The organism is Luteitalea sp., from assembly GCA_009377605.1.
Lineage (GTDB): Bacteria > Acidobacteriota > Vicinamibacteria > Vicinamibacterales > Vicinamibacteraceae > WHTT01.
In genome coordinates, this window is sequence record WHTT01000004.1 from 57,219 (window position 1) to 77,906 (window position 20,688).

Consider the following 20,688-nt stretch of genomic DNA (forward strand, 5'->3'; position numbering starts at 1 on the left):
CACGCCCATGCCGACCGCTGTGAATCCAGTACCCGCCCGCAACGAGTCCGACGGAGGGATGGCACCCCCCGCGGCCGTAGCGCTGTCACCCGAGCCGGCACGGGTCGCGGTGACGAATGCGCGCGTCGCGCTCATCGGAAACCCGAACACAGGCAAGACGACCCTCTTCAATCGCTTGTGCGGTGCACGAGCCAAGACAGCCAACTTCCCTGGCACGACTACCGGTGCGCGGGTAGGACGTCGACAACAGGATTCAGATCGCTTCGAGATTGTCGATCTGCCTGGCCTCTACCAGCTCAGCCTCGATGTGCCGGAAGCGCGCGTCTGCCGCGCCGTCCTGAAGGGTGAGGGCAGCTATCGGCAGCCGGACGCGGTGGTCGTCGTCGTTGACGCGTGCAACCTGTCGCGGAATCTCGTGCTGGTCGGGGAGCTCCTCTCCGACGGTGTTCCGGTCGTGGTAGCCCTCAACATGGTGGACCTGGCTCAGCGTCGGGGGCTCAGCCTCGATGCCGGGCGGCTGGCGGCCATGCTCGGTTGTCCTGTGGTTCCCATGGTTGCGCGACGCGGCAGCGGTATCGACGCGCTGCTGGACGCGCTGAAGCGCGTCGTGACAGAAGCGGACACGCCCGAACCGACGGCCGTGTCGCCGCGGCCCATACGGGCGGCGGTTCAAACTGCGACGGCTCTCGACAGCTCGAAGATCGCACGGGTGATGCCTTCCTGGGCCCCGGTACCCCGGAATGGCTCTGTCGAAGCGCTCGCCGCGTGGGCGGATGATGTCGCGATGGAGAGCGTTGGTGGAACCGACGCGGTTGGCTCCGACACCGACACGTTGACCGAGCGGCTCGACAAGGCGCTCACACATCCGGTCGCCGGCATGTTGGTCTTTCTGGCGGTGATGGGTGGGCTGTTCTGGATACTGTTTGCCTTGGCAACCGTCCCCATGGACTTAATCGGGGGGACTTTTGCCTATCTGGGCGAGCTGGTGGGCCGCTACCTCCCACCGGGGCCCGTGCACGACCTCCTGGCCGAGGGCATCATTGGCGGCATTGCTGGCACGGTGGTCTTCTTACCCCAGATCTGCCTCCTTTTCTTCCTGATCAGCCTCCTCGAAGACACGGGGTATCTGGCTCGAGCCGCGTTCGTGATGGACCGCGTGCTCTCTCGTTTTGGCCTCCCCGGTCATGCGTTCGTGCCCTTGTTGACGTCACACGCCTGCGCGATACCTGGCATCATGGCCGCACGCTTGATCCCGGATCGCCGAGATCGCCTGGCGACGATCTTCATCGCGCCGTTCATGAGTTGCTCGGCTAGGCTACCGGTATACGTACTCCTGACCAGCCTGTTGTTCGCCGAGCGGCCGGCGCTCGCGGGCCTTGCCTTCGCGGGCTGCTATCTGCTCGGCGGCACGGCGGCGATGGGAAGCGCGCTCCTGGCTCGCGGGACGCTGCTGAAGGGACGGGCACGGCCGATGGTGCTGGAGCTGCCCTCCTACAAGGTGCCCTCGTTGCTGAACGCCCTCGTCTCCGCCAAGGATCAGGGTGTTGCCTTCCTCAAAACTGCAGGCACGGTCATCGTGGCAATCTGCATCGTGATGTGGTGGCTCAGCGCCTACCCGGCTGTGGATCCGCCCGCGGAAGCGGTCGCCTTACGGGCGCAGGCGGCCCAACCGGGTGTCTCCGGCGAGCAGGCCGCAGCCCTCTCCCAGGAGGCCGATTTCCTGACGGCGCGAGCCGAGCAGGCCGGCAGCTTTGCGGGCCAGATGGGGCAGTTCGTGCAACCTGTATTTGCCCCCCTTGGCTACGATTGGCAATTGACCGTTGGTGTGCTCACGAGCTTTCTCGCGCGGGAGGTTTTCGTCTCGACGATGTCAGTTCTGGTAGGCGGCTCGCCGGATATGGACGTGGAGGACCAAGGGGTCATCGCCCGCATCCGGACCGCGCCACGTGCCGACGGCAGGCCGGTCTTCACGCCGGCGACGTCGGTGAGCGTGCTCCTGTTCTTCGTCCTGGCGATGCAGTGCCTACCGACATTGGCGGTCACCCGCCGCGAAACAGGCTCGCTCAAGTGGGCCGGTCTGCAGCTCGGTTACATGTCCGGTCTGGCGTATGTCACGGCGTTGGTGGCCTACCAAAGCTTGAGACTACTCGGGATATCGTGATGCGAGAGAGGTAGCGCTCTGAGATGTTCGGTTACGACTGGCAGACCATCGTGGTCACGCTCGCTGCGCTGGGAGCGCTGGCGGTTGTGGTACGCCGCATCCTTGATCTGAAAGGGGTCAGGGGTCAGGGGTCGGCGAGCAGGCCGTCCTGTCCATCATGTGCGTCGGGCGCAGCAGCATGCGCGACCCCCTCGCGAAAGCCGCCACCGGCGGCGCAGCCGGTTCAGTTGATGCGAAAGCGCGCGGGAAGGGCGTAACAGGGTGATGGCGTGATGGGGTGACAAGGTGAGCGGGTGGTTCGATTGCTCGAGGCGCACGTCAAGCGACGTAGAAACGTCACCCGACTTCCAACCTCGAATTCTCGAATGACCCCCTCACCTTGTCACCCGATCACCCAGTCACTTTGTCACCCCCTCACCTTGTCACCTAATAATTGCCCTGCCCACGGGCACGCGGACGCGTTGTCTGATGCGGGAGCCTCCGCCGGTTGTCCGCGCTGCTTTGTTGGCCACCGGTGACGAGGTGATGGGGCGCAATCCGAGTACTTGATGGAGCGCCTCGAGGGTGTCGATTTCGGTGATCCGATTGTCGTCAGCGTCGTAGCGCACCTGTTTCACGACACCAATCAGGCGCCCTTCCAGATCGACGACAGCGCCGCCGCTCATTCCCTTCAACAGCTCGAGATCGAGCCAGACACGATCGCTATGGACGGCCGCAATGATGCCCCGCCGCAGTGTTGGCTCCACCTCTCCGAGGGCGTGGCCGAGCACGAAGACTTCCTCACCCACGCGCAGTGGCGTCCGCCTCAGCACGAGGCCACGCTCTGGCATCTCGACATACATCAACGTCAGGTCTCGCACCTGACGGCTTGCCGGCCAGACCTCACCTCCAATTCGAACCTTGCCGTGTGCAATGCGGAGGCAGTGTGACGCGGTCAGCAAGCGGTGCTCGACGACGACCGCGGAACAGTAGATGGGATCGATATCATCCCCAAGCGGCAGCACCGCGGGTCGCACGAGACCGTAGACGCTAATGGCAGCAATGGCGAGCAAGCTAATCATGGCGGCTGTACTTCCTTTGAACGTGCGCCGACACGGACACCGAACGGTCGAACCGCTTCTGCCGCAATCAGATACACACCCCGACCACCTTCGCACGAATCCCGCGTGCGGCCTCGCCATGGCGGTCGCGTGGCCGATCGTCTACGAACGGCCGCCGACAAGTAGACATCCACGCCAACGCGGCGCCGCGCCTACCAACGGTTACTTCGAAAGCTGTGAGAGGGTTCCGGGGTCCGGGCAAGCCAGCGCCAACGGAGCACGCGGCATGCTTCTAACCCGGTAGCCGTATTATCCAACACCTTGGTGTCGGATCGCTAGTGTCCTGTCTCAGTAATTCGCGACATAATTCTCGGGCGGGCATCCCGCCTGGCGTCGTTGCTCGTCGGTCGAATACGGCCTGTATGCTTCCTCCTCGCGCCTCGCCAGCCGGGCGCCGCGCTCCGGGACTTATGCCACGAATCACTGAGACAGGACACTAGCGAAAAATCGCGGCAGGCCGCCGCCCGTCCCCAGGGCTGCAGAAACCGACGATCTTTCTCTCGCATAGCTTGAGACGCGCGGCGTCGCAATTTGGTCGGGTCGATGCGGGAATCTCGGTCACTGCCGGAAGAGAAAGTCGAGGAGGAGCGTGCTCATGGCCCGGACGCCAATCGGCAGGGCCTCCTCGTCCAAGTCGAACTGCTCGGTGTGAATCATGGCCGTGATGTTCCGGGCCTCATTCCGGACGCCCAGAAAGTAATAGAAGCCGGGCGTCTCTTGCTGGTAGAAGGCGAAGTCTTCGGCACCCATCTGGGGAGGCGGCACCACCAGAGCATCCTTGCCCACGATGGCTTCCAGGACGGGGAGCGAGGCTGTCGTGAGATCGGGATCGTTGTATGTCACGGGTGCCTTCTGCTCGTACTCGAATTCGTACTGGGCGCCATAGCCACTCGTCATGCCCTTCACGAGACTCTCCATCAGGGCCTTGACCTGCCCCGACCCTTCCTTCGTCAGCGTGCGCACCGTTCCTTCGAGCTCGACACGGTCGGCAATGATGTTGAACCGATTCCCCCCGTGGATAGCGCCCACGGACACCACCGTCGGTGTCGTCGCGTTGACGAGCCGGCTCGGGATTGTTTGGAGCGCGAGGATGACCTCGGCGGCAATCGGCACCGGATCGAGGCCTGTATGTGGGTAGGCGGCGTGGGTCTTCTGACCAACGATGCTGATCTTGAATCGGTCGCTGCTTGCCATTGCCGAGCCAACGTTGTACCCGATGGTGCCGACGTCGAGCGTCGGCATCACGTGCAGGCCAAACACCGCCTCCGGTTTCGTCTCTGCGAACAGGCCGTCCTGCAGCATACGCAGCGCGCCGGTGTCGCCACCGTCTGGATCGCCTTCCTCCGCCGGCTGGAAGAACACCATCACGGTGCCAGGAATCTCTGCGCGCATGCCACTCAGCAGCTCCGCCACGCCGAGCGCGATGGCGACATGGGCATCATGGCCACAGGCGTGCTTCACGTTTTCAACCGTTGATTTGTAGGGCACGTCATTGAGCTCGGGAATGGGCAGGGCGTCCATATCCGCGCGCAGCGCAACCACCTTCCCCGGTTTCCCACCTTTCAGGATGCCGACGACGCCGGTCACGCCGATGCCGGTGCGAACCTCGTCGAAGCCCAGCTCCTGCAGCCGTCGCGCCACGAGATCCGCCGTGCGCTTCTCGCGAAACCCGAGCTCCGGGTGCCGATGGATGTCCCGCCGCGTTTCGACGAGCCTGGACACCATCGCGGCGGCCCCCTCGTCGACTTGGTGGCCGAGCGACGCCGGAACGCTCAGCGTCTGGGCGCTCAGATCTGGACACGAAAGCAGTGCGGCTACGCCCACGAGCGCGACTCCCAAGGTGACAGTGACAAAGCTACGGTGCATTCGACTCCCTCCCGTCGCAAGATCCTATAGGATCTGCCCATGCGGATTCCTTCGTTGCCAGTGATCGTGATCAGTGGGAGCCTTGTCGCTGCAGCCACGCTCGCCGCGAGCGGCCCAATCCTGCCGGGTCCCCAGGCGTCGCCGGCGCCGGTGGCCGAGGCTGCCCAGATCGAGCGGGCGCGCGCGCTGCTCGGCCGTGTGCCCCTCATCGATGGACACAACGACCTGCCATGGGCCCTGCGCGAGAAGGTGCACTACGATCTCACCAAGATGGACGTTCGCCGTTCTCAGCCCGGCCTCATGACCGACATCCCTCGGCTCCGTGAGGGCCGCTTGGGTGGCCAGTTCTGGTCGGTGTACGTGCCCGCGAGCTTACAGGGTGAAGCGGCAGTGACCGCAACATTGGAGCAGATAGACGCTGTCTACCTCCTCGCCCAGAAATACGCCGACACGTTCGAGATCGCGGCGACGGCAGACGAAGTGGAGCGGATCTTCAAGGGTGGCAAGATTGCATCGTTCGCGGGCGTGGAAGGCGGCCACTCGATCGATAGCTCACTCGGGACGCTTCGCATGATGTACCGCATGGGTGCGCGCTACATGACGCTGACTCATAGCAGCAATACGCCGTGGGCCGACTCCGCCACTGACGACCCGCGCCACGATGGCCTCACGCGCTTCGGCGAGGAGGTGGTCCGCGAGATGAACCGACTGGGCATGCTCGTAGATCTCAGCCATGTGTCGCCAGAGACGATGGCAGACGCTCTACGTGTGACTGAAGCTCCGGTCATCTTTTCGCACTCGTCTGCGCGCGCCCTCACCGACCATCCGCGCAATGTGCCGGACGACATCCTCCGTCAGCTGCCAAAGAACGGCGGCGTCGTGATGGTGACGTTCGTCCCGGACTTCGTCTCACCAAAGGGTGGCGCGCACTACACCGCCCAGCAAGCCGAGCGCGAACGCCTCGAACGCCTTCACCCAAGCGACGAAGAGGCGCGAGAAGCCGGCCTCCGGGCTTGGCGAAAGGCGCATCCGTCACCAACGGCGGCACTGACGGACGTGGCCAACCACATCGACCACATCCGTGAGCGCGCCGGGGTCGACCACATCGGGATTGGTAGCGATTTCGATGGGATTGAATCGACGCCAGTAGGTTTGGAAGACGTGTCCACATACCCGGCGCTCTTCGCCGAGCTGCTCACGCGCGGGTACAGCGAGGGCGACCTCGAGAAGATTGCCGGTCGCAATGTGCTGCGCGTCATGCGGCAGGCTGAGTCGGTGGCTGCCAGGCTGCAGTCGGCACGACCGCCCTCTGTGGCCACACTCGACGAGCTCGATGGGAAATAAGGGGTCAGGGGTCAGGGATCAGTAGGGATCAGGTCTGACGCCTGCTGATCCCTGACGCCTGTTGTTATGCCGCGGCTGACTCGACTCTACACGCGAAAAGGCGATGACGGTGCGACCGGCCTTGGCGGAGGGCAGCGGGTCGGTAAGGACTCCGCGCGGGTTGCGGCATACGGCACGATCGACGAGCTGAGCTCCACCATCGGCGTGGCGCTCGCGATCGGTCTCTCCCCACACCTCGCGGAAGTCCTTCCGGCGATCCAGAATGAGCTACTCAATCTCGGTGCTGATCTGTGCTTCGTCGAGGAGGACAAACAGAGGCTGACGCTCCCGCAGATCGAGCAGCGACATATCGAAGCGCTCGAGCGCCTCATCGACGAGCTCACCGCGATCGTCGGCCCGCTCGAGAACTTCATTCTGCCCGGCGGCGCTCCTGGCGCAGCGCAGCTCCACCTTGCGCGCACCGTCTGCCGGCGCGCGGAGCGCGACGTGGTGGCCTTGTCGCGCGCGGAGCCGATCGGGCGGCTCGTCCTGCCGTACCTCAATCGGCTTTCCGACGCGCTGTTCGCCATGGCTCGCTACGAGAACCACGAACGGAACGTTCGAGAGCCGTTGTGGGATAGCACTAGAACCTGATGCTGTATACCACCTTGACGTTGCGGCCACGCTCCGCCACCAGATCCTTGATATAGGAGAGGTGATTGCGGTAGAGCTCATCCGTCACGTTGTCGAAACTGAGCGTGATCGTATTGAGGACCCCGCGCGTCATGAACGAGTAAGCGCCAAACAGGTCCAGAAGGGTCGCACTGTCGGTGGGCGTCTCCTCGCCGAAGATGCGATCTTGCTCGGCGAGGCCCGTCAGGCGCCCACCCACCTGGAGAGCGTTCCAGTGGTACTTCGCCCCGACCGAAACGCGTAGCGGCGGCATCCGGGGCAAGGGATCGTTGGTCGTCCGGAGCTCACCGCGAACGTAGTCGAGCAGGCCCTCGATCACCAGCGCGTCGGTGACATGAAGGTCGGCGTGGGCCTCGACACCTTGCAGGAGAGCATCGCGACCCACGAACTCGATGAACTGCAGCCCTTCGTGGCCGTGACCGTGCTCGCCCTCGTCCTCCTCCTCGTGCTCTCCCTCTTCGTGCTCCTCTTCTTCTTCGAGCTCACCAAAACGACCCTCGAACTCTTCCTCGCTGATCGGGTTCCGGAAGATGTAGTTGTCGACGCTGTTCCGAAAATAGCTCACCTCTCCCGAGAAGCGGGATAGCCGCCAACGGAAGGCCACATCCAGGCCGTAGGCGACCTCCGACTCGAGATCGTCGTTGCCGATCTCGAACGAGAAGTTTCCGGGATGGGCGCCGAAAAAGTACAGCTCTTCCAGGGCAGGGTTTCGGGCCGCGCGCGCGAAGCTCACCGCGATGGTGGTCGCGTCGGTGGGGCGAAACAGCACACCGCCGGACGCCGATGCGTTGTCGAAGTCACGCGCGCGGAGCTCGGCCGGCGAGAACGACGCTCGGTCGTAGCGAGCCCCGAACTGGAGCGTGATGTGCGGCCAAGTGATCTCTTGATACGTGAACAGTCCAAATCCGCCCTGGTCGACCGGGGGCGCGAGCGCCTCCGCCCCGACCACCGAGAACGACCGCACGAGGCCAGAGACACCGAAGCTTCCCGAGAGCCGCCCTACCGGCCGGTAGCTCGCAAGCAACTGCAGGTCGGTCGCATCGTTGTCGAATGTCGTTGCAACCTCTCCGGCGTCGAGCTCGTCGTGCGTGTAACGCGTCACCCCCAGCGAGCCGCGGAGAGACCGGATGAACCCAGAGAGACCACGGCGCTCGCCTCGCAGCGTGAAGGCGTGCTGGCGCGGTGTGAGCTCGGTTTCCCCTTCCTCCACCATGGGCACACCGTATTGCCGATCGTCGTACGCGTAACTGCCGCCGACGTACCCATTGTCAGCCGTGTAGCCGAGACCGACGTGTCCCATGCCGCCGCGCGACTGCGAGTTGTCCACGTCGCCGAGCGGCGTGTCGATGTCGCCGCTGCGCTGGCCGCTACCGCCGGCGTTCATCGCCCACCGGCCGCCGCCCACGGTGATATCTGCCGCGCCACCAGCTTCACCGGCCGCCGACGCGAGATCGAGCTGCGCGGCGCCGCCGACACCGCTCATCGGCTGCATTGGGATCTCGCTCGTGATGACGTTGACCAGGCCACCGATGGCATTGGCGCCGTAGAGCAGCGTCGCCGGCCCGCGGACGACCTCCACTCGCTCAGCGGCAAGCGGGTTGACCATAACGCCGTGATCGGCCGACTGGCTCGACAGATCTCCGGTCCGCACGCCGTCTTGCAGCACGAGCACACGGTCGCCGTCCATGCCACGAATGACGGGGCGCGCTGGCGCCGAGCCGAGCGACCGCTCGGCCACTCCCGGCTCGTTCTTCAGCAGAGCGCCTAACGAGCCTTCCATCTTGAGCGCCAGATCCTGACCCGCCAGCACAGAGGTTGGCTGGAACGACTCGAAGGGGTCCCGAGGCGCCGGGCTCACCGACACGACCTCGGAGTAGTGGAGGTCGGCATGTAACGTGAAGTCCCGCGACAACCCCTGCTCGCCGACCGTGATCTCCTGACGCTCAGGTCGATAGCCCTCTAACGTGACGCGCACGTGATAGGTCCCCGGCGCCACGCCTTCAAACACATAAGTCCCATCCCCACCAGTCGTCACGACCGTCTTGAGCTCTTCGATGATCACCGTGACTCCGGGCAGCACGGCTTGTCCTTCATCGGTCACTCGACCGCGCACTTCTATGCCCGCGACCTGGGCCGCAGTCACGGCCGTCATCGAGCACAGGACGAGTGCCATCACACTCGCAATCCAAAGGCTCGCACTCGCTCGCCAGTTCTGCGCGCGACTGCATGCAGGCCCGTCCGGGCAACCGAGGCGCCTGCCGTGCGCCCTGTAAGAAACCAATCGCATCACACACCTCAAAAGCAGAAAGAAAACCCGCAATGCCACGGTGTCCAGCCGACCAGACGTGATCAGCATGCGCCGAACGCGTCGGTCGGACACCCTCCGCAACGCGACGGCCGTGGTCCACGACGATCCACGGCCACGCAAAGACCTGCCGCAAAGCGCAGCCTGACGTGCACCGGTGCACGTAGACCAGGACTCAACACCTATCTCGGGTCGTGTCTCGGTTGAGAATCAGGCGGCGCGCTGTGGCGGGCTCTTAACCCCGAACAGGGGGTGCGCGGGAGGGTCCCGGTGCGTCGGGCCGGTGGTACTCGGGCCGTACGTCGCCAGACCAGAACAGCAGCTTCGGTGTGGAATCGACTACGAAGTTGAACGATCGGACAGTGGGCTGCCAGCGCAGAACGTAGAGCGCATGACAGATTGCGCAACCGGTGGGCGTATGCCCAGTCGGAGGCGTATGGTGCGCCGTGTCGCAGACGACGAGCTCGCGGGCGCTCGACGGCGCAACAGGCCCGACGGGATGGATCAGAGTGAGCGGCCCACCCGGGCCCACCAGGAACAACGCCAGGATCAACGCGATCTGGCCGCCACGACCCAGTAGCGCCCGGCTCCAGATGCTCATCGGTCGAAGCGTAACAGGTTTGCCAGAATGGACCGCAACTGACGCCAGGTCCGGGGTGCCGGCTGCTCTGTTAGACTGAAGGCTCGGAGGAGCCTTCCAATGCATAGGCTTACGCTCACAGCCCTCGCGCTGGGTGTCGGGGCAGTCGCACCGCTGATGGCACAGCAGCCGCCGATCGCCTTGATTGGTGTTCATGTCGTCGGCATGGAGGACGAGAATGTCGCCAACAGCCAGACGATCCTCGTTCGAGATGGCCGTATCGCGGAGATCGGGCCAGCCGCGAGCGTGAAGATCCCCGAAGGGGCGAGGGGGGTGGCGCGGTGACCGGGGTGACACACCGACCGCGTGCCAGGGTGGCAAGGTGCTTGGGTAAGTCGTGACACCGCGGCGTCATCATCTGATCAAAGGGGCTAGGCAATGTAACGCTCTATCGATCTGCCTCCTCACCTGTCTCTTGCTCATAATCGCGGGCTGCGACGATAACGATGGTCCGACCGCGCCGACTCCGCCCACCGAACCCAATACAGCAGTTTATTCCGCCTTGGGCGCCAGCGACGCCATTGGCGCCGGCAGCAGCGGCGTGTGCGCGCCTTTCGCCAACTGCCCCAACGGTATGGGTTACGTCCAGCTCATCGAGCGACACTTGCGTGCAACTCAGGAGGAAGTCACGCTGGTCAACCTTGGCCTTCCCGGTGCGGTCCTCAGCCCGGAGATCGAGCGGCTCGGCGACGACCTCGGTCGCCAGATCTTCGGGAACTTCCTCGAGCGAGAGGCACCATTCATACTTCCGGGGAGCACGCTGGTCACCATCTTCGCCGGTGCCAACGATACGAACACGATTGCAGCGGCCATCGAGGCGGGCCGGTCAGACGGCGAGCTTCACCCCTACATCGATCGCTGGGTCGATGTCTTTGCACGCGATGCCGTTGCGGTGTTGGAACGCATTCGCGACCGTGCTCCGACGGCGCGCATCGTCATTGCCAATCTTCCGAACCTCGCGGCCCTCCCCTACGTGGCCAGCCGGCCAACCGAGGATCGTCAGATCATGCAGGAGATCTCGGTCAGGCTCACCACGCGCGCCATCAACCCGTTGTCCGGTCGTGGCGTGCTGGTCGTGGATTCGATGTGCGACGCCAGGTCCTACGACCCAGGGCTGTACTCGTCCGACGGCTTCCACCCGAATGACGCGGGCTACGCGTATTTCGCCGAGATCTACCTCGCAGCGATCACGAGTGGGACCACCGCAACACCTCCGGCAAGCTGCAGCTATATGCAGCTCGTCCCGCGGTTGTGATCGCTCCGAAGGCCCACTCAACCACGAAGGACACGAAGAATTTCACCACGAAGGACACGAAGAGCACGAAGACAGGAAGATCACGAAGAAAACCAATTGATTTCTCTTCGTGTCCTTCTTTCTTCGTGTCCTTCGTGTCCTTCGTGGTGAGATCCTCGTGTCCTTCCTGTTAGCCGAGGCTTAATACGCCGGGCCGAGGAGGATGGCGTTGATGAACAGCAGCTCGGTGGCCTCGGCAAATGCACGAAAGTTCGGTTCTTCGGCAAAGCCCACCACATGGCCTTCACCGAGGGGTTGGTGCATGAGATAAGCCTTGTTGGCGAGGAGTGTCTGCGATTCTGGCCACATCAACCCACTCACGACGAGTTGATCGCGCTTGGCATACAGCCCGACGTTTCGTCCCTTGTCCAACTTCAGCGGCGTAAACACCCGGCGGCCGGAGACCATCGCCTGGATCTCGCCATCCGTGCCCGCGCTGAGCCAGTGCTCCTGGTCGAGCAAGACGCGCGTGAGCGTGCCTGGTATCTCGAAGGGTTGTTCGCGTTCGGGCTCGATTGCTTCGTCGAGATTGATCGGCTGGCTCGGCGCCTTCCGTTGCTCGTCCTGCTTGGCGGCACCGGCGTTCTCGTCTTCGACTGGTTCCGTCGCGGGCCGTCCATCCCTGAGCTCCGGCGTGGTGGCCAGCAGACCGACGGCCTTCCGCGTCGCCCAGCGCGAGGCGTCGCCGAGCGTCACCAGCGTGCCGCCTGCAGAGACCCAGTATTTGACCTTCTTCAGCGTCTCGTCGGTGATGGCGGTGCGGTAGTCGCCGGATGGCAGAATCAGCACGTCATAACGCGACAGCTCGACGCGATCAAGGGATGACACGCGAACGGCAGTGGCCGCCTGGCCAAAGCGCTGCTCGAGCACGTAGCGTGCCGCACCGGCTGACAGGCTCTGCGTGGGCCTGTCCCACGCGAGGAGAACGCGTGGACGCTTCAGCGCGACCACCTCGTTGCTGCCGAGTGAGGCGCCGTCTTCGACGTACGCGCTGTCGGCTGGGACCGCTTCCGCATCGTGGCGAGCCACGATTGCGGCAAGTCGTGTCGGGAGATCGTCAGGGTTCTCGGCGCGACGGACGATCGCGGCACCAATTGGGTAACGGCGGTCGCCGAGCGTAAACGGCCGGCCCGTGAAGCGCACGCGGAGGCCCTCTCGGAGCGCTTCGATCACGGCTCCGGCCGTGCTCGATCCCCAAGGCAGCAAATATCCGACACGGGCCGCAGGGAGCGCGCGCGCACCGCTCGTCCCGTTGGAAGGCTGGCCCGGAACGGCGCCTTCGGTCGATGGCGCCGCGTGCGCCTGAGGCCCGTCGTCGGCCCTTCCCTCGACCGCCCGGGTCTCCACGGAAATGGGCCGCCTCGACTCGATCAGCTCGACGTCGAATAGTGCCGGCAGGCTCCACGCCGTGACGTCGTAGATCTGATCCGGAAGACGCTTCTTGCGGCGGCGATCTTGCTCCTCGACGAAGTCTTCGGGCTGTGCGACCTCGAGCTCGAGGAGATTTCGCAGGAGCCGGGCCGCGGGCTGCGCGGCGGGCACGACGAAGGCGCCGGCCGGTAGCTCGCGCGTGCCGAGGGTCACTGGCGCCAGTGTCTCACCGACGTCGAAGCCCTGCTCGACCAGGAGGCGGGCAAGTCGTCGCGCCCGTGATGGATCGCCGCCGGGCGCAAGGACGTACGCCCGGACCGGCCCGCCCTCACCTTCGGCCACGGCGGTGCGTCGGTAGGAGGCAAAGTCGCGCAGCAGCGCCGCGCGGTTGCGCGCGGCGGTGGCGGCCGTCGTGATGGCGGCGGTGAAATGGTGCAACACGCCGTCGCGATAGGTGAGCAGCGCCTCGTCCGTCCGCCGGAGCACGAGCCCACGGGCTGAGGCCTGCTCGTAAGTCATGCCCACGGCGCCGTGGAAGATTGGCCACGACTCGCCGTACCCCGGATAGAAAGAATCGTACTGCTCACGAATGAAGTAACTGAAGCCGCGCTCGTCGAATCGCGCGGCGTTGGCCTTGCCAAACGTCTCGAACCACGTCACCTGCTCCTTCGAGATGTGTGGATTGAGTGGATTCGCAGGCGGTGCGAAGTAGTAGGTCGAGTTGCCGCCCATCTCGTGCAGATCGACGACGACCTGTGGAAACCAGGTGAGAAAGAACCGCGTGCGGCCGCGGGTCTCCGGTTGGGACTGGCCGAACCAGTCCCGATTCATGTCGAAGAGGTAATGGTTGGTGCGGCCCCCGGGCCACGGCTGATCGTGCTCGGCCGCGAGCGGCTCCGGATCCGGCTCCCGGGCGCGGCCCGCCATGGTCGTCGCCAGGAATCGAGCGCGGCCGTCAGGGTTCTGCATGGGATCGATGAAGACAATCGCTTCGCGACGGATCAGATCGACGTCTGGATCGTCTTGTGCGGCCAGCAGGTGATACGCCTCGAGCAACGCGGCATCGCCAGACGAGATCTCGTCACCGTGCACGCCGTGCATGAGCCACACGAGCACGGGCAGGGTGCGAATGAGCTGCGCCTCCGCTCCCGGCGTCGCGCGACGCGGGTTTGCGAGCTGCTGCACGCGCTCTTTGACCGTCTCGAACTGCTGCATCCGTTCTGGCGACCCGACCGCGAGCACGTAGAGTGGCCGGCCTTCCCACGAGCGCGCATACTCGATCAGGCGCGTGCGCTCGGGTGCTGCCTCCTGCAGCGCTTGCAGGTACGCCACGATCTCATCTGGCGCCGTGATTTCCGCGCCAGGCTCGTGGCCAACGACCTGCTCGAGCGTTGGGATCTTTTCATCGTAGCGAACGCCTGGAGCAAATGGCGGCGCCTGTGTGGAGGGTTGCCCTTGAGCAGCAAGGGCCAATGTGCCGGCAAGAATGAACGACTGCATCATGAGCAAGGGGGCCGCTGTCCGACGAAAAGTGGCCCCTCTATTCTGCAATGAAATCGACCGAGACCCGTCATCAGGACGTCGCCGCACCGCGCTACCCTTGATCGTGGGCAAAGCGGCCGAATCACCCGGTTCGACCGTTCTTGGAAGGCGACGATTTCGTTGCTCGCCATCAGCAAAACGACGTGCTGGTCAGAACAAATGACCGGAGGGCTTCGCGTCGGTATGCGTGTTGGACTGGTTTCCTGCACGATATCGCCTAGTCGCTGGAAAGCGACGCGATGGCATCCATATTGCTCAGTACGAAGGCGAGGTGGGTTCGTCATCTTATACGTTCATCAACCCACTGGCATCGCACTCATAAGCAACACGCATCATGAAGCACTATTTATTGATCAGTGATTTCGATCAAACCCTCAGCCACAACGATTCTGGCCTCGTCCTCAGTCAATTGCTCGGTGTGCCTGATTTCGAGGCACGCGTTCGCGGACTGGCCCAGATCAACTTCGTGCAGCAAGGCGCCGAGCTCGCGTATCTCATGCTCCACGATCCCGAATTTCGTCGGGTGCGGCGGGAGCACCTGATCGAGACCGGTAAGCGCATCCGCTTGAAGCGCAACATCGACTTCCTGGCGCGCTTCGTGGAGAGCATCGAGGGTCACCAGTTTCACTTCTTCGTGATCTCTGCTGCACCGGAAGAGGTGATCAAGTCGGCGCTGGAGGGCCTCGTGCCGCCGGACCGCATCTTCGGCGCACGCTTCAACTACCACGCGGGAACCGGGGAGATCGAGTCCATTGCGCGCATACCGGCCGGCTACGGCAAGGTGGCCGTCCTGATGGACCTGCAGTCGCGTCTCCGCATCGCGTCCGACCGCGTCGTGTACGTGGGCGATGGCAGCTCCGACATCCACGTCATGCTACACGTGAACCGTCGCGATGGCTTCACCATCGCGGTCTCGGAGAACAAGTACATCACGCCCATCGCGAAGCGCACGATCATGAGCGATGACGCGCTGAGCGCCCTCGTGCCGATTCTCGAAGACATCCTGCTGTGGGACACGGCCCGCGTTCGGGTGCACTTCGAGACACACGGCTTCCTCATCCAGGAATGGGACAAGGTGCGAACCGACTGGCTGACGATTCGAGACAGCGGCCCGGACGTTGCGTCGGAGAGCGCCCATGTCTGAGTGGATTGGATGGCTCGCCACGGGCGTCTTCGTTTTGTCGTATGCCTGCCGCACGCCGATGAGCATGCGTCTCGTTCAGGCGGGAGGCGCGGTGTTGTGGGTGGGCTACGGCCTGTTTCTCGACGCCGCACCCGTCGTCGTCGCCAACGTGCTCGTTGGTGGAGCGGCGCTCTTTTCATTGTTGAGTGGCCGCTACTGGGAGCGAGACAGAAGTGAGCCGCCGCAGCGCCCGGAGCACGAGCGCGCGGCGTAGTGAAGGACGGTCGCGCCGGTTTCGAGCGGGGGTGGCGCACGCTCAGCGTGCGCCACCCCCGCCGAGCAGGAGGGCCACTAGCGCCGTCACGGCCGCGACTTGCCCTACCCAAAAGACAAACGCCCACTTGATCAGTCCCGTGTGCACGCGGCCGATCTCCTTCGTCAGTCCCGTATGCACGCGGGCGATCTCCGCCGTCAGTCCGGTCTGCACGCGGGTGATGTCGTTCGTGAATCCTGTCTGCACGCGGGCGATCTCCGCCGTCAGCCCCGTTTGCACCCGCGTGATTTCGTTCGTGAGCCCTGTCTGCACGCGGGACATCTCGCTCGTAAGTGACCCGTACATCCGGGTCATTTCGGTACTGAGCTGTCTGTGCACGGTGGCAATTTCTGCGCCCAGGTCCTTGCGTGTCGTCACAATTTCAGCACTTAGCTCTTGACGTACCGTGGCGATTTCAGCGCCGAGATCCTTGCGTGCCGTGGTGATTTCTGAACCGAGATCCTTGCGTGTCGTCACAATTTCAGCACTTAGCTCTTGACGTGCCGTGGCGATTTCGGATCCGAGATCCTTGCGTACCGCGACAATTTCCGCGCTCAGCTCCTTGCGTGCCGTCGCGAAGCCCTGCGCCATCTCGGTTCGGAGCGCTGCCCCTTCACGTCCGATCTCGAGACGCACGCTTGTTATTTCTTCCACCAATCGCCGCTCGAATCGATCCGCAGCAATTGTGATCACGTCGTCAGTCCACTCCCGGCGCGTCGTATCGAGAAGCGCGAGCAGTCCACTTGTCGCTTCCGGGCCCAGATGAGCCCTGAGCGCCTTTGGTACCGTCTCCGGATCCACGTGGTTGGCTCCTACGAGACGACGATGCCATCGTCGCGCGGAAGGAGTCAAGCCAAACGTGGGTCAACGGAGCAGCTCTGTCGCCTTCGGCGCGAAGTCGTTCGAGATCTTTCCATTCATCGACGTCATACCATGGCTCGAGCAGATGCGCGTCGACACCGTGCTGTCGTGCGAGCGAGAGCGTTTGGCCCAGGACGTGAGATGTCCCCCAGTCGATGCTCGAGAACAGCTCCGGATGGGGCACTCTGAGCCCAACGAGGTAGTACCCTCCGTCAGCCGCTGGTCCGAGCACAACGCGATCCCTCCGCTGTTCCAATGCCTTGGCCGCCGCAGCGAGGAAACGGACCGGCAGATTCGGTAAATCGGAGCCAACGAGGATCACGCTCCTCGCACCGAGACGAAAGAGATCCTCGAACGCGCCACTCAGGCGCCGGCCCAGATCGCCGCCACGCTGTGCGAGCACCTGGATCTCGGGACCAACGAGGTCGCGCAGTTGTGGGCAGGCCTCGGGCGGCACGCACAGCACGTATCGGTCAGCGGCCTCCATCGAGCGAATGATCTCCAGTGTGTCGCGGAAGAGCGCCGTCCGGAGAGCCAACTGATCCGCGGGTGCCAGATCTCGCGTCAGTCGTGTCTTGCCGCCGACCCATGGTGCACGTGCCATCATGCCAACGACAAGCGGCCGCCGGCGGAAATAGATGCGCGCCAGCACGCCCGGCGACACACCGCAGAAATAGAGCCCAGCCAACCACATGTTCTCCGCGCTTCTGCCGAGCCACCCGTCACGTTCCCACGCGCGTGCTGACGTGCGCACCGGTAGCTCATGGTGCAGGAGCTTGCCTACGCGCCTGAGTCGGCGGACCAAATCGACATCCTCCATCAGCGGCAAATCGCAGTAGCCGCCGAGCGCGTCGAAGACATCGCGTCTTACGAAGAGCGCTTGATCGCCGTACGGTAGGCCAAGGAGGCGAACACGCGCTCGCACTCCTGCTTCAATCAGCCGCGCGCGCCAATCGTTGCTGTCGAGCGCGAGACGATAGGATCCGCCGACGACGCCTGGCTGCCCGTCGGCGTCACGAATGGCGGCGTACCAACGGTTCGACAGGCGGGAGTCGGCATGAAGAAACAGCAGCCAGCCGCCATGAGCGACGGCGGCGCCGGCGTTCATCTGCGACGCGCGCCCACGCGGCGCGAAGACCACGCGAACCTCGGGATACTCGTCCTGCAGCCACTGGTACGTAGCTGTCTCATCAGCCGGCGCGGCTACGATGATCTCGGTGTCCTTCGGGCTATCGAGATCAGCGAGCACACCGTGGAGGTGCTGGCGGTCGTCGCGCCACGCTGGAATGACAATGGAAGTTGTCAACGCAACCAGCGGAAATACCCTTTCAAGAGACGCCCAACGGATGGCGTCAGACGTGCGCGGCGGTAGGCATCGCCCAGGCGTCGAATCACCTCCGACTGCGTGGGATACGGATGAATCGTCTGCGAGAGCGTCGCAGCGCCCAGACCCGCCGTCATGGCAAGTGTGATCTCCCCAATCATGTCGCCCGCGCGCCTTGCCACGATCGTGGCACCGAGGATGCGCCCTCGATGCCGATCCGTGTGGAGCCGCGCAAAGCCATTGGTTTCCTCGTCGAGGACGGCACGATCGATGTCCGTGAGATCGACATCAAAGGTCCGCACATCGAAGCCCTGCTCGTCCGCCTCTTGCGCGGACAAGCCGACGTGCGCCACTTCAGGGTCCGTGTACGTGCACCACGGAATCACGAGCGCTCTCGCCTTCTTTCGCCCGAAGAACAACGCGTTTTGAAGGACGATACGCGCCATTGCGTCGGCGGCGTGGGTGAACTTCCACGCCGAGCAGACGTCGCCCGCCGCGTAAATGCGCCGATTCGTCGTCCGCAGGCGATCATCGACGCGGACGCCTCCCTGTGCGAGCTCTACGCCGGCCGCGGCAAGCTCGAGGCCTGCGACGTTCGGCTCACGCCCGACCGCCAGGAGGATCTCGTCGGCCTCCACGCCTTCTTCACCTTGACCACGGTTGAAGCCCACGTGCTTCCCGTTCGGTCCGCGCGCGACGCGTGTGAGTCTGGCGCCCAGACACAGGGCGATGCCGTCCTGAATGAAGCGTCGGTGGAGGAACGCCGCTACGTCCGGATCCTCGCGCGGCAGGAGCTGCCGATCGAGACTGATGATCGTCACGCGGCTACCGAAAGAGGCAAACGCCTGTGCCATTTCGCAGCCGATTGGTCCAGCGCCAATCACGAGCAGTCGACGAGGTAGTGTCGTCAAACCGAAGAGGGTCTCGTTGGTCAGGTATCCCACCTCAGTGAGCCCGGTCACCGGAAGCGCGGCCGCGCGCGCGCCGGTCGCGATCACTGCGCGCGAGAAGGTCAGGCGCTGGTCACCCACCATCACAGCGTTGCGGCCGCAGAAGCTGGCCTTGCCCAAGTACACGTCCACCCCGAGGTCACTGAAACGTCGCGCGGAGTCGTGTGGCGCGAGATGCGCTCGGAGCCGGCGCAGTCGATCCATCGCCACGGCGAAATCGACACGGACATCCTCACTCGAACGGACACCGAGTCGCGCCGCCCGTTTGACGTCATGGGCTGTACGCGCCACGTGCAAGAGCGCTTTCGAGGGCACGCAACCGTAGTTGAGACAGTCACCGCCCATCAAGTGTTGCTCGACCAGCGCCACGCGTGCCCCGAGCGCGGATGCACCGGCGGCCGTCACGAGACCTGCCGTGCCGGCACCCACGACGACGAGGTTGTAGCGCCGACGAGGGGTTGGATTGATCCAATCGGACGGATGCACGTTGTCGACGAGCTGCCGATCGTGCGGATCGGCAGGCAGCAGGCCGAACTCCGTGAAGTCCAACGACGCCGGTTCCACGGCTGTCCCGACGCCGTCGGCCGGCGCGCGGTAGCCGAGAGTCTGACGCTCACTCACACCGCGCATCAGGGCACCTCTGCGGTCCAATTCGATTTCATCGCTGCATCTCGGCGGTCATCTTCGGACCATTCTACGTGGTCCGGCGCAAGAATACGGTCACAGAGGGATCCTTCGTCGCGGGTTGGCTCCGTCATCGGCGGCGGTGAGGCGGACCGATCGCCTGCTTCATCGATATGGCGGAGGAGGTCGGCGGCCGTCCACTCATTGCCCCGCAGTACGGTCACCACACGCCCCTGCGGATCGACGACCGCCGTCCGGAGCGCGTGCATGATCTCGCTGCCCTGCTGTTCGTAGACCAAACCGAAGAAGCCCGCAAACCGGCGAACGTTCTCCAGTTCACCAGTCAAGAGGCGCCATGACACGTTGCCGCGGACCGAAACGCGGTTCCGTCGGTCGCCTCGCGCGACGAGGCGCGCAGCGTACTTGCGCAACACCGCAGGTGTGTCGTATTCGGGGTCAACGGTCACCGGCACGAACTGCGTCTTCGGCATCCCGCCCGGTCGCGCCTGCAACAGCGTTGCCGTCTCGGTGAAGCGTCGCATCATCAGCGGGCAAAAGTCGGGGAGCGGACAACGCGTGTAGATGAACGTGACGACGGACACGTGGCCCGTGAAGTCGCGCTCGCGAACGGGCTGCTCGTCCTGATCAACGAGAGACAGCGCAGGTACCCTCGTGCCCGGCGCTGGCGCCCCCGGCAGATGGCCGGCCTCACCGCCCCGCGAATTGTCCGATGCGCTGTTCCTCGTCACGACGATCTGTTGCAGCCACGAGCGCTCGCCATCGACGACAAGTGTCGCCGCAACGCGGTCTCCTGGTGCCATGGCCTGCAGCGCCCACTGCTCCTTGACCGCGAATTCCATCGTCATGGCTTGCATCACACCTTCGATTTCTTCGTGCGCAACAGTCACCTTGCGTGCCGATGGCGCGACCGACACAACGCGACCGACCAGGGGAAATTGCTGCGCGCCAGGACGCATCTCGAACTCCGAGTCGCTCGCCTGTCCGCCGCGCTCACAGCTGCTCACCATGAGGCAACCACAGAGGATGAACAGCAACCACCCCATCGGTGCTAGCGAGCCAGCTCGCTGGAACACTGGATCCCTGCGCGGACTCCGCACGTGACACACCTCCTCGTCCATCGTATAGCGATCGACAGCGCTTGGTGGGCCTCGAGCCTCAGCTTCACAACCTCGACCCT

Annotated in this window: 16 protein-coding genes; 7 read left to right on the plus strand and 9 right to left on the minus strand. The window is 64.2% G+C overall.

The window, feature by feature from the left end; translation table 11 throughout:
- Positions 1 to 7 precede the first annotated feature (7 nt).
- A complete protein-coding gene (gene feoB / locus GEV06_02300; protein ID MPZ16737.1) occupies positions 8 to 2,161 on the plus strand; it encodes a ferrous iron transport protein B in 2,154 nt (717 codons plus the stop codon).
- A gap of 422 nt (positions 2,162 to 2,583) precedes the next feature.
- Here feoB and GEV06_02305 read toward each other — a convergent pair whose 3' ends face one another.
- Both GEV06_02305 and GEV06_02310 read right to left on the minus strand, forming a co-directional pair.
- Complete coding sequence (locus GEV06_02305; protein ID MPZ16738.1) at positions 2,584 to 3,342, minus strand: hypothetical protein; 759 nt, start codon at positions 3,340 to 3,342, stop codon at positions 2,584 to 2,586.
- Positions 3,343 to 3,819: 477 nt separating this feature from the next.
- Positions 3,820 to 5,127, minus strand: coding sequence for an amidohydrolase (locus GEV06_02310; GenBank protein MPZ16739.1), 1,308 nt, complete (start codon positions 5,125 to 5,127; stop codon positions 3,820 to 3,822).
- 39 nt (positions 5,128 to 5,166) lie between these two features.
- Between GEV06_02310 and GEV06_02315 the strand changes: the two genes are divergently transcribed.
- Entirely contained in the window at positions 5,167 to 6,471 is a 1,305-nt protein-coding gene (locus tag GEV06_02315) for a membrane dipeptidase (protein MPZ16740.1), read from the plus strand.
- Positions 6,472 to 6,537: 66 nt separating this feature from the next.
- On the plus strand, positions 6,538 to 7,104 hold the full coding sequence (locus tag GEV06_02320) for a cob(I)yrinic acid a,c-diamide adenosyltransferase (protein ID MPZ16741.1): 567 nt from the start codon (positions 6,538 to 6,540) through the stop codon (positions 7,102 to 7,104).
- On the opposite strand, the gene GEV06_02325 is transcribed toward GEV06_02320, so the two are convergent.
- Positions 7,094 to 9,499, minus strand: coding sequence for a TonB-dependent receptor (locus GEV06_02325; protein ID MPZ16742.1), 2,406 nt, complete (start codon positions 9,497 to 9,499; stop codon positions 7,094 to 7,096). The two genes, GEV06_02320 and GEV06_02325, sit on opposite strands and share 11 nt — an antisense overlap.
- A 184-nt stretch (positions 9,500 to 9,683) precedes the next feature.
- On the minus strand, positions 9,684 to 10,049 hold the full coding sequence (locus GEV06_02330; protein ID MPZ16743.1) for a hypothetical protein: 366 nt from the start codon (positions 10,047 to 10,049) through the stop codon (positions 9,684 to 9,686).
- A gap of 99 nt (positions 10,050 to 10,148) precedes the next feature.
- On the opposite strand from GEV06_02330, the gene GEV06_02335 reads away from it, so the two are divergent.
- Together GEV06_02335 and GEV06_02340 are read left to right on the plus strand one after the other, a co-directional pair.
- Complete coding sequence (locus GEV06_02335; protein MPZ16744.1) at positions 10,149 to 10,373, plus strand: hypothetical protein; 225 nt, start codon at positions 10,149 to 10,151, stop codon at positions 10,371 to 10,373.
- Between the two features lie 52 nt (positions 10,374 to 10,425).
- Positions 10,426 to 11,343, plus strand: coding sequence for an SGNH/GDSL hydrolase family protein (locus tag GEV06_02340; protein MPZ16745.1), 918 nt, complete (start codon positions 10,426 to 10,428; stop codon positions 11,341 to 11,343).
- Positions 11,344 to 11,523: 180 nt separating this feature from the next.
- Here GEV06_02340 and GEV06_02345 read toward each other — a convergent pair whose 3' ends face one another.
- Entirely contained in the window at positions 11,524 to 14,256 is a 2,733-nt protein-coding gene (locus GEV06_02345; GenBank protein ID MPZ16746.1) for a peptidase M14, read from the minus strand.
- 373 nt (positions 14,257 to 14,629) lie between these two features.
- Between GEV06_02345 and GEV06_02350 the strand changes: the two genes are divergently transcribed.
- Together GEV06_02350 and GEV06_02355 are read left to right on the plus strand one after the other, a co-directional pair.
- On the plus strand, positions 14,630 to 15,439 hold the full coding sequence (locus GEV06_02350; protein ID MPZ16747.1) for an HAD-IB family phosphatase: 810 nt from the start codon (positions 14,630 to 14,632) through the stop codon (positions 15,437 to 15,439).
- Positions 15,432 to 15,692 (plus strand): hypothetical protein, encoded by a 261-nt coding sequence (locus GEV06_02355; protein MPZ16748.1) that lies wholly within the window; start codon positions 15,432 to 15,434, stop codon positions 15,690 to 15,692. The genes GEV06_02350 and GEV06_02355 overlap by 8 nt, the downstream gene beginning before the upstream one ends.
- A gap of 42 nt (positions 15,693 to 15,734) precedes the next feature.
- Here the strand turns inward: GEV06_02355 and GEV06_02360 are convergent, their stop codons facing one another.
- From GEV06_02360 to GEV06_02375, 4 genes are read right to left on the minus strand one after another with little or no spacing between them, the layout of a single operon-like run.
- Positions 15,735 to 16,424 carry a hypothetical protein gene (locus tag GEV06_02360; GenBank protein MPZ16749.1) on the minus strand — a complete coding sequence of 230 codons (690 nt, stop codon included), beginning with the start codon at positions 16,422 to 16,424 and terminating at the stop codon, positions 15,735 to 15,737.
- Between the two features lie 4 nt (positions 16,425 to 16,428).
- Positions 16,429 to 17,898 (minus strand): DUF2064 domain-containing protein, encoded by a 1,470-nt coding sequence (locus tag GEV06_02365; protein ID MPZ16750.1) that lies wholly within the window; start codon positions 17,896 to 17,898, stop codon positions 16,429 to 16,431.
- Positions 17,895 to 19,496, minus strand: a complete 1,602-nt coding sequence (locus GEV06_02370) for an FAD-containing oxidoreductase (protein MPZ16751.1) — start codon at positions 19,494 to 19,496, stop codon at positions 17,895 to 17,897. Before GEV06_02370 ends, GEV06_02365 begins: the two co-directional genes overlap by 4 nt.
- Entirely contained in the window at positions 19,496 to 20,629 is a 1,134-nt protein-coding gene (locus GEV06_02375) for a hypothetical protein (GenBank protein MPZ16752.1), read from the minus strand. The genes GEV06_02370 and GEV06_02375 overlap by 1 nt, the downstream gene beginning before the upstream one ends.
- Positions 20,630 to 20,688 lie beyond the last annotated feature (59 nt).

Excerpts from the sequence above, each read along its gene's own strand:
- feoB (MPZ16737.1), top strand. The coding sequence starts at position 8 with ATGCCGACCGCTGTGAATCCAGTACCCGCCCGCAACGAGTCCGACGGA.
- GEV06_02305 (MPZ16738.1), bottom strand. The coding sequence starts at position 3,342 with ATGGCGAGGCCGCACGCGGGATTCGTGCGAAGGTGGTCGGGGTGTGTA.
- GEV06_02310 (MPZ16739.1), bottom strand. The coding sequence starts at position 5,127 with ATGCACCGTAGCTTTGTCACTGTCACCTTGGGAGTCGCGCTCGTGGGC.
- GEV06_02315 (MPZ16740.1), top strand. The coding sequence starts at position 5,167 with ATGCGGATTCCTTCGTTGCCAGTGATCGTGATCAGTGGGAGCCTTGTC.
- GEV06_02320 (MPZ16741.1), top strand. The coding sequence starts at position 6,538 with ATGCCGCGGCTGACTCGACTCTACACGCGAAAAGGCGATGACGGTGCG.
- GEV06_02325 (MPZ16742.1), bottom strand. The coding sequence starts at position 9,499 with ATGCTGATCACGTCTGGTCGGCTGGACACCGTGGCATTGCGGGTTTTC.
- GEV06_02330 (MPZ16743.1), bottom strand. The coding sequence starts at position 10,049 with ATGAGCATCTGGAGCCGGGCGCTACTGGGTCGTGGCGGCCAGATCGCG.
- GEV06_02335 (MPZ16744.1), top strand. The coding sequence starts at position 10,149 with ATGCATAGGCTTACGCTCACAGCCCTCGCGCTGGGTGTCGGGGCAGTC.
- GEV06_02345 (MPZ16746.1), bottom strand. The coding sequence starts at position 14,256 with ATGATGCAGTCGTTCATTCTTGCCGGCACATTGGCCCTTGCTGCTCAA.
- GEV06_02350 (MPZ16747.1), top strand. The coding sequence starts at position 14,630 with ATGAAGCACTATTTATTGATCAGTGATTTCGATCAAACCCTCAGCCAC.
- GEV06_02355 (MPZ16748.1), top strand. The coding sequence starts at position 15,432 with ATGTCTGAGTGGATTGGATGGCTCGCCACGGGCGTCTTCGTTTTGTCG.
- GEV06_02370 (MPZ16751.1), bottom strand. The coding sequence starts at position 19,496 with ATGCGCGGTGTGAGTGAGCGTCAGACTCTCGGCTACCGCGCGCCGGCC.
- GEV06_02375 (MPZ16752.1), bottom strand. The coding sequence starts at position 20,629 with ATGGACGAGGAGGTGTGTCACGTGCGGAGTCCGCGCAGGGATCCAGTG.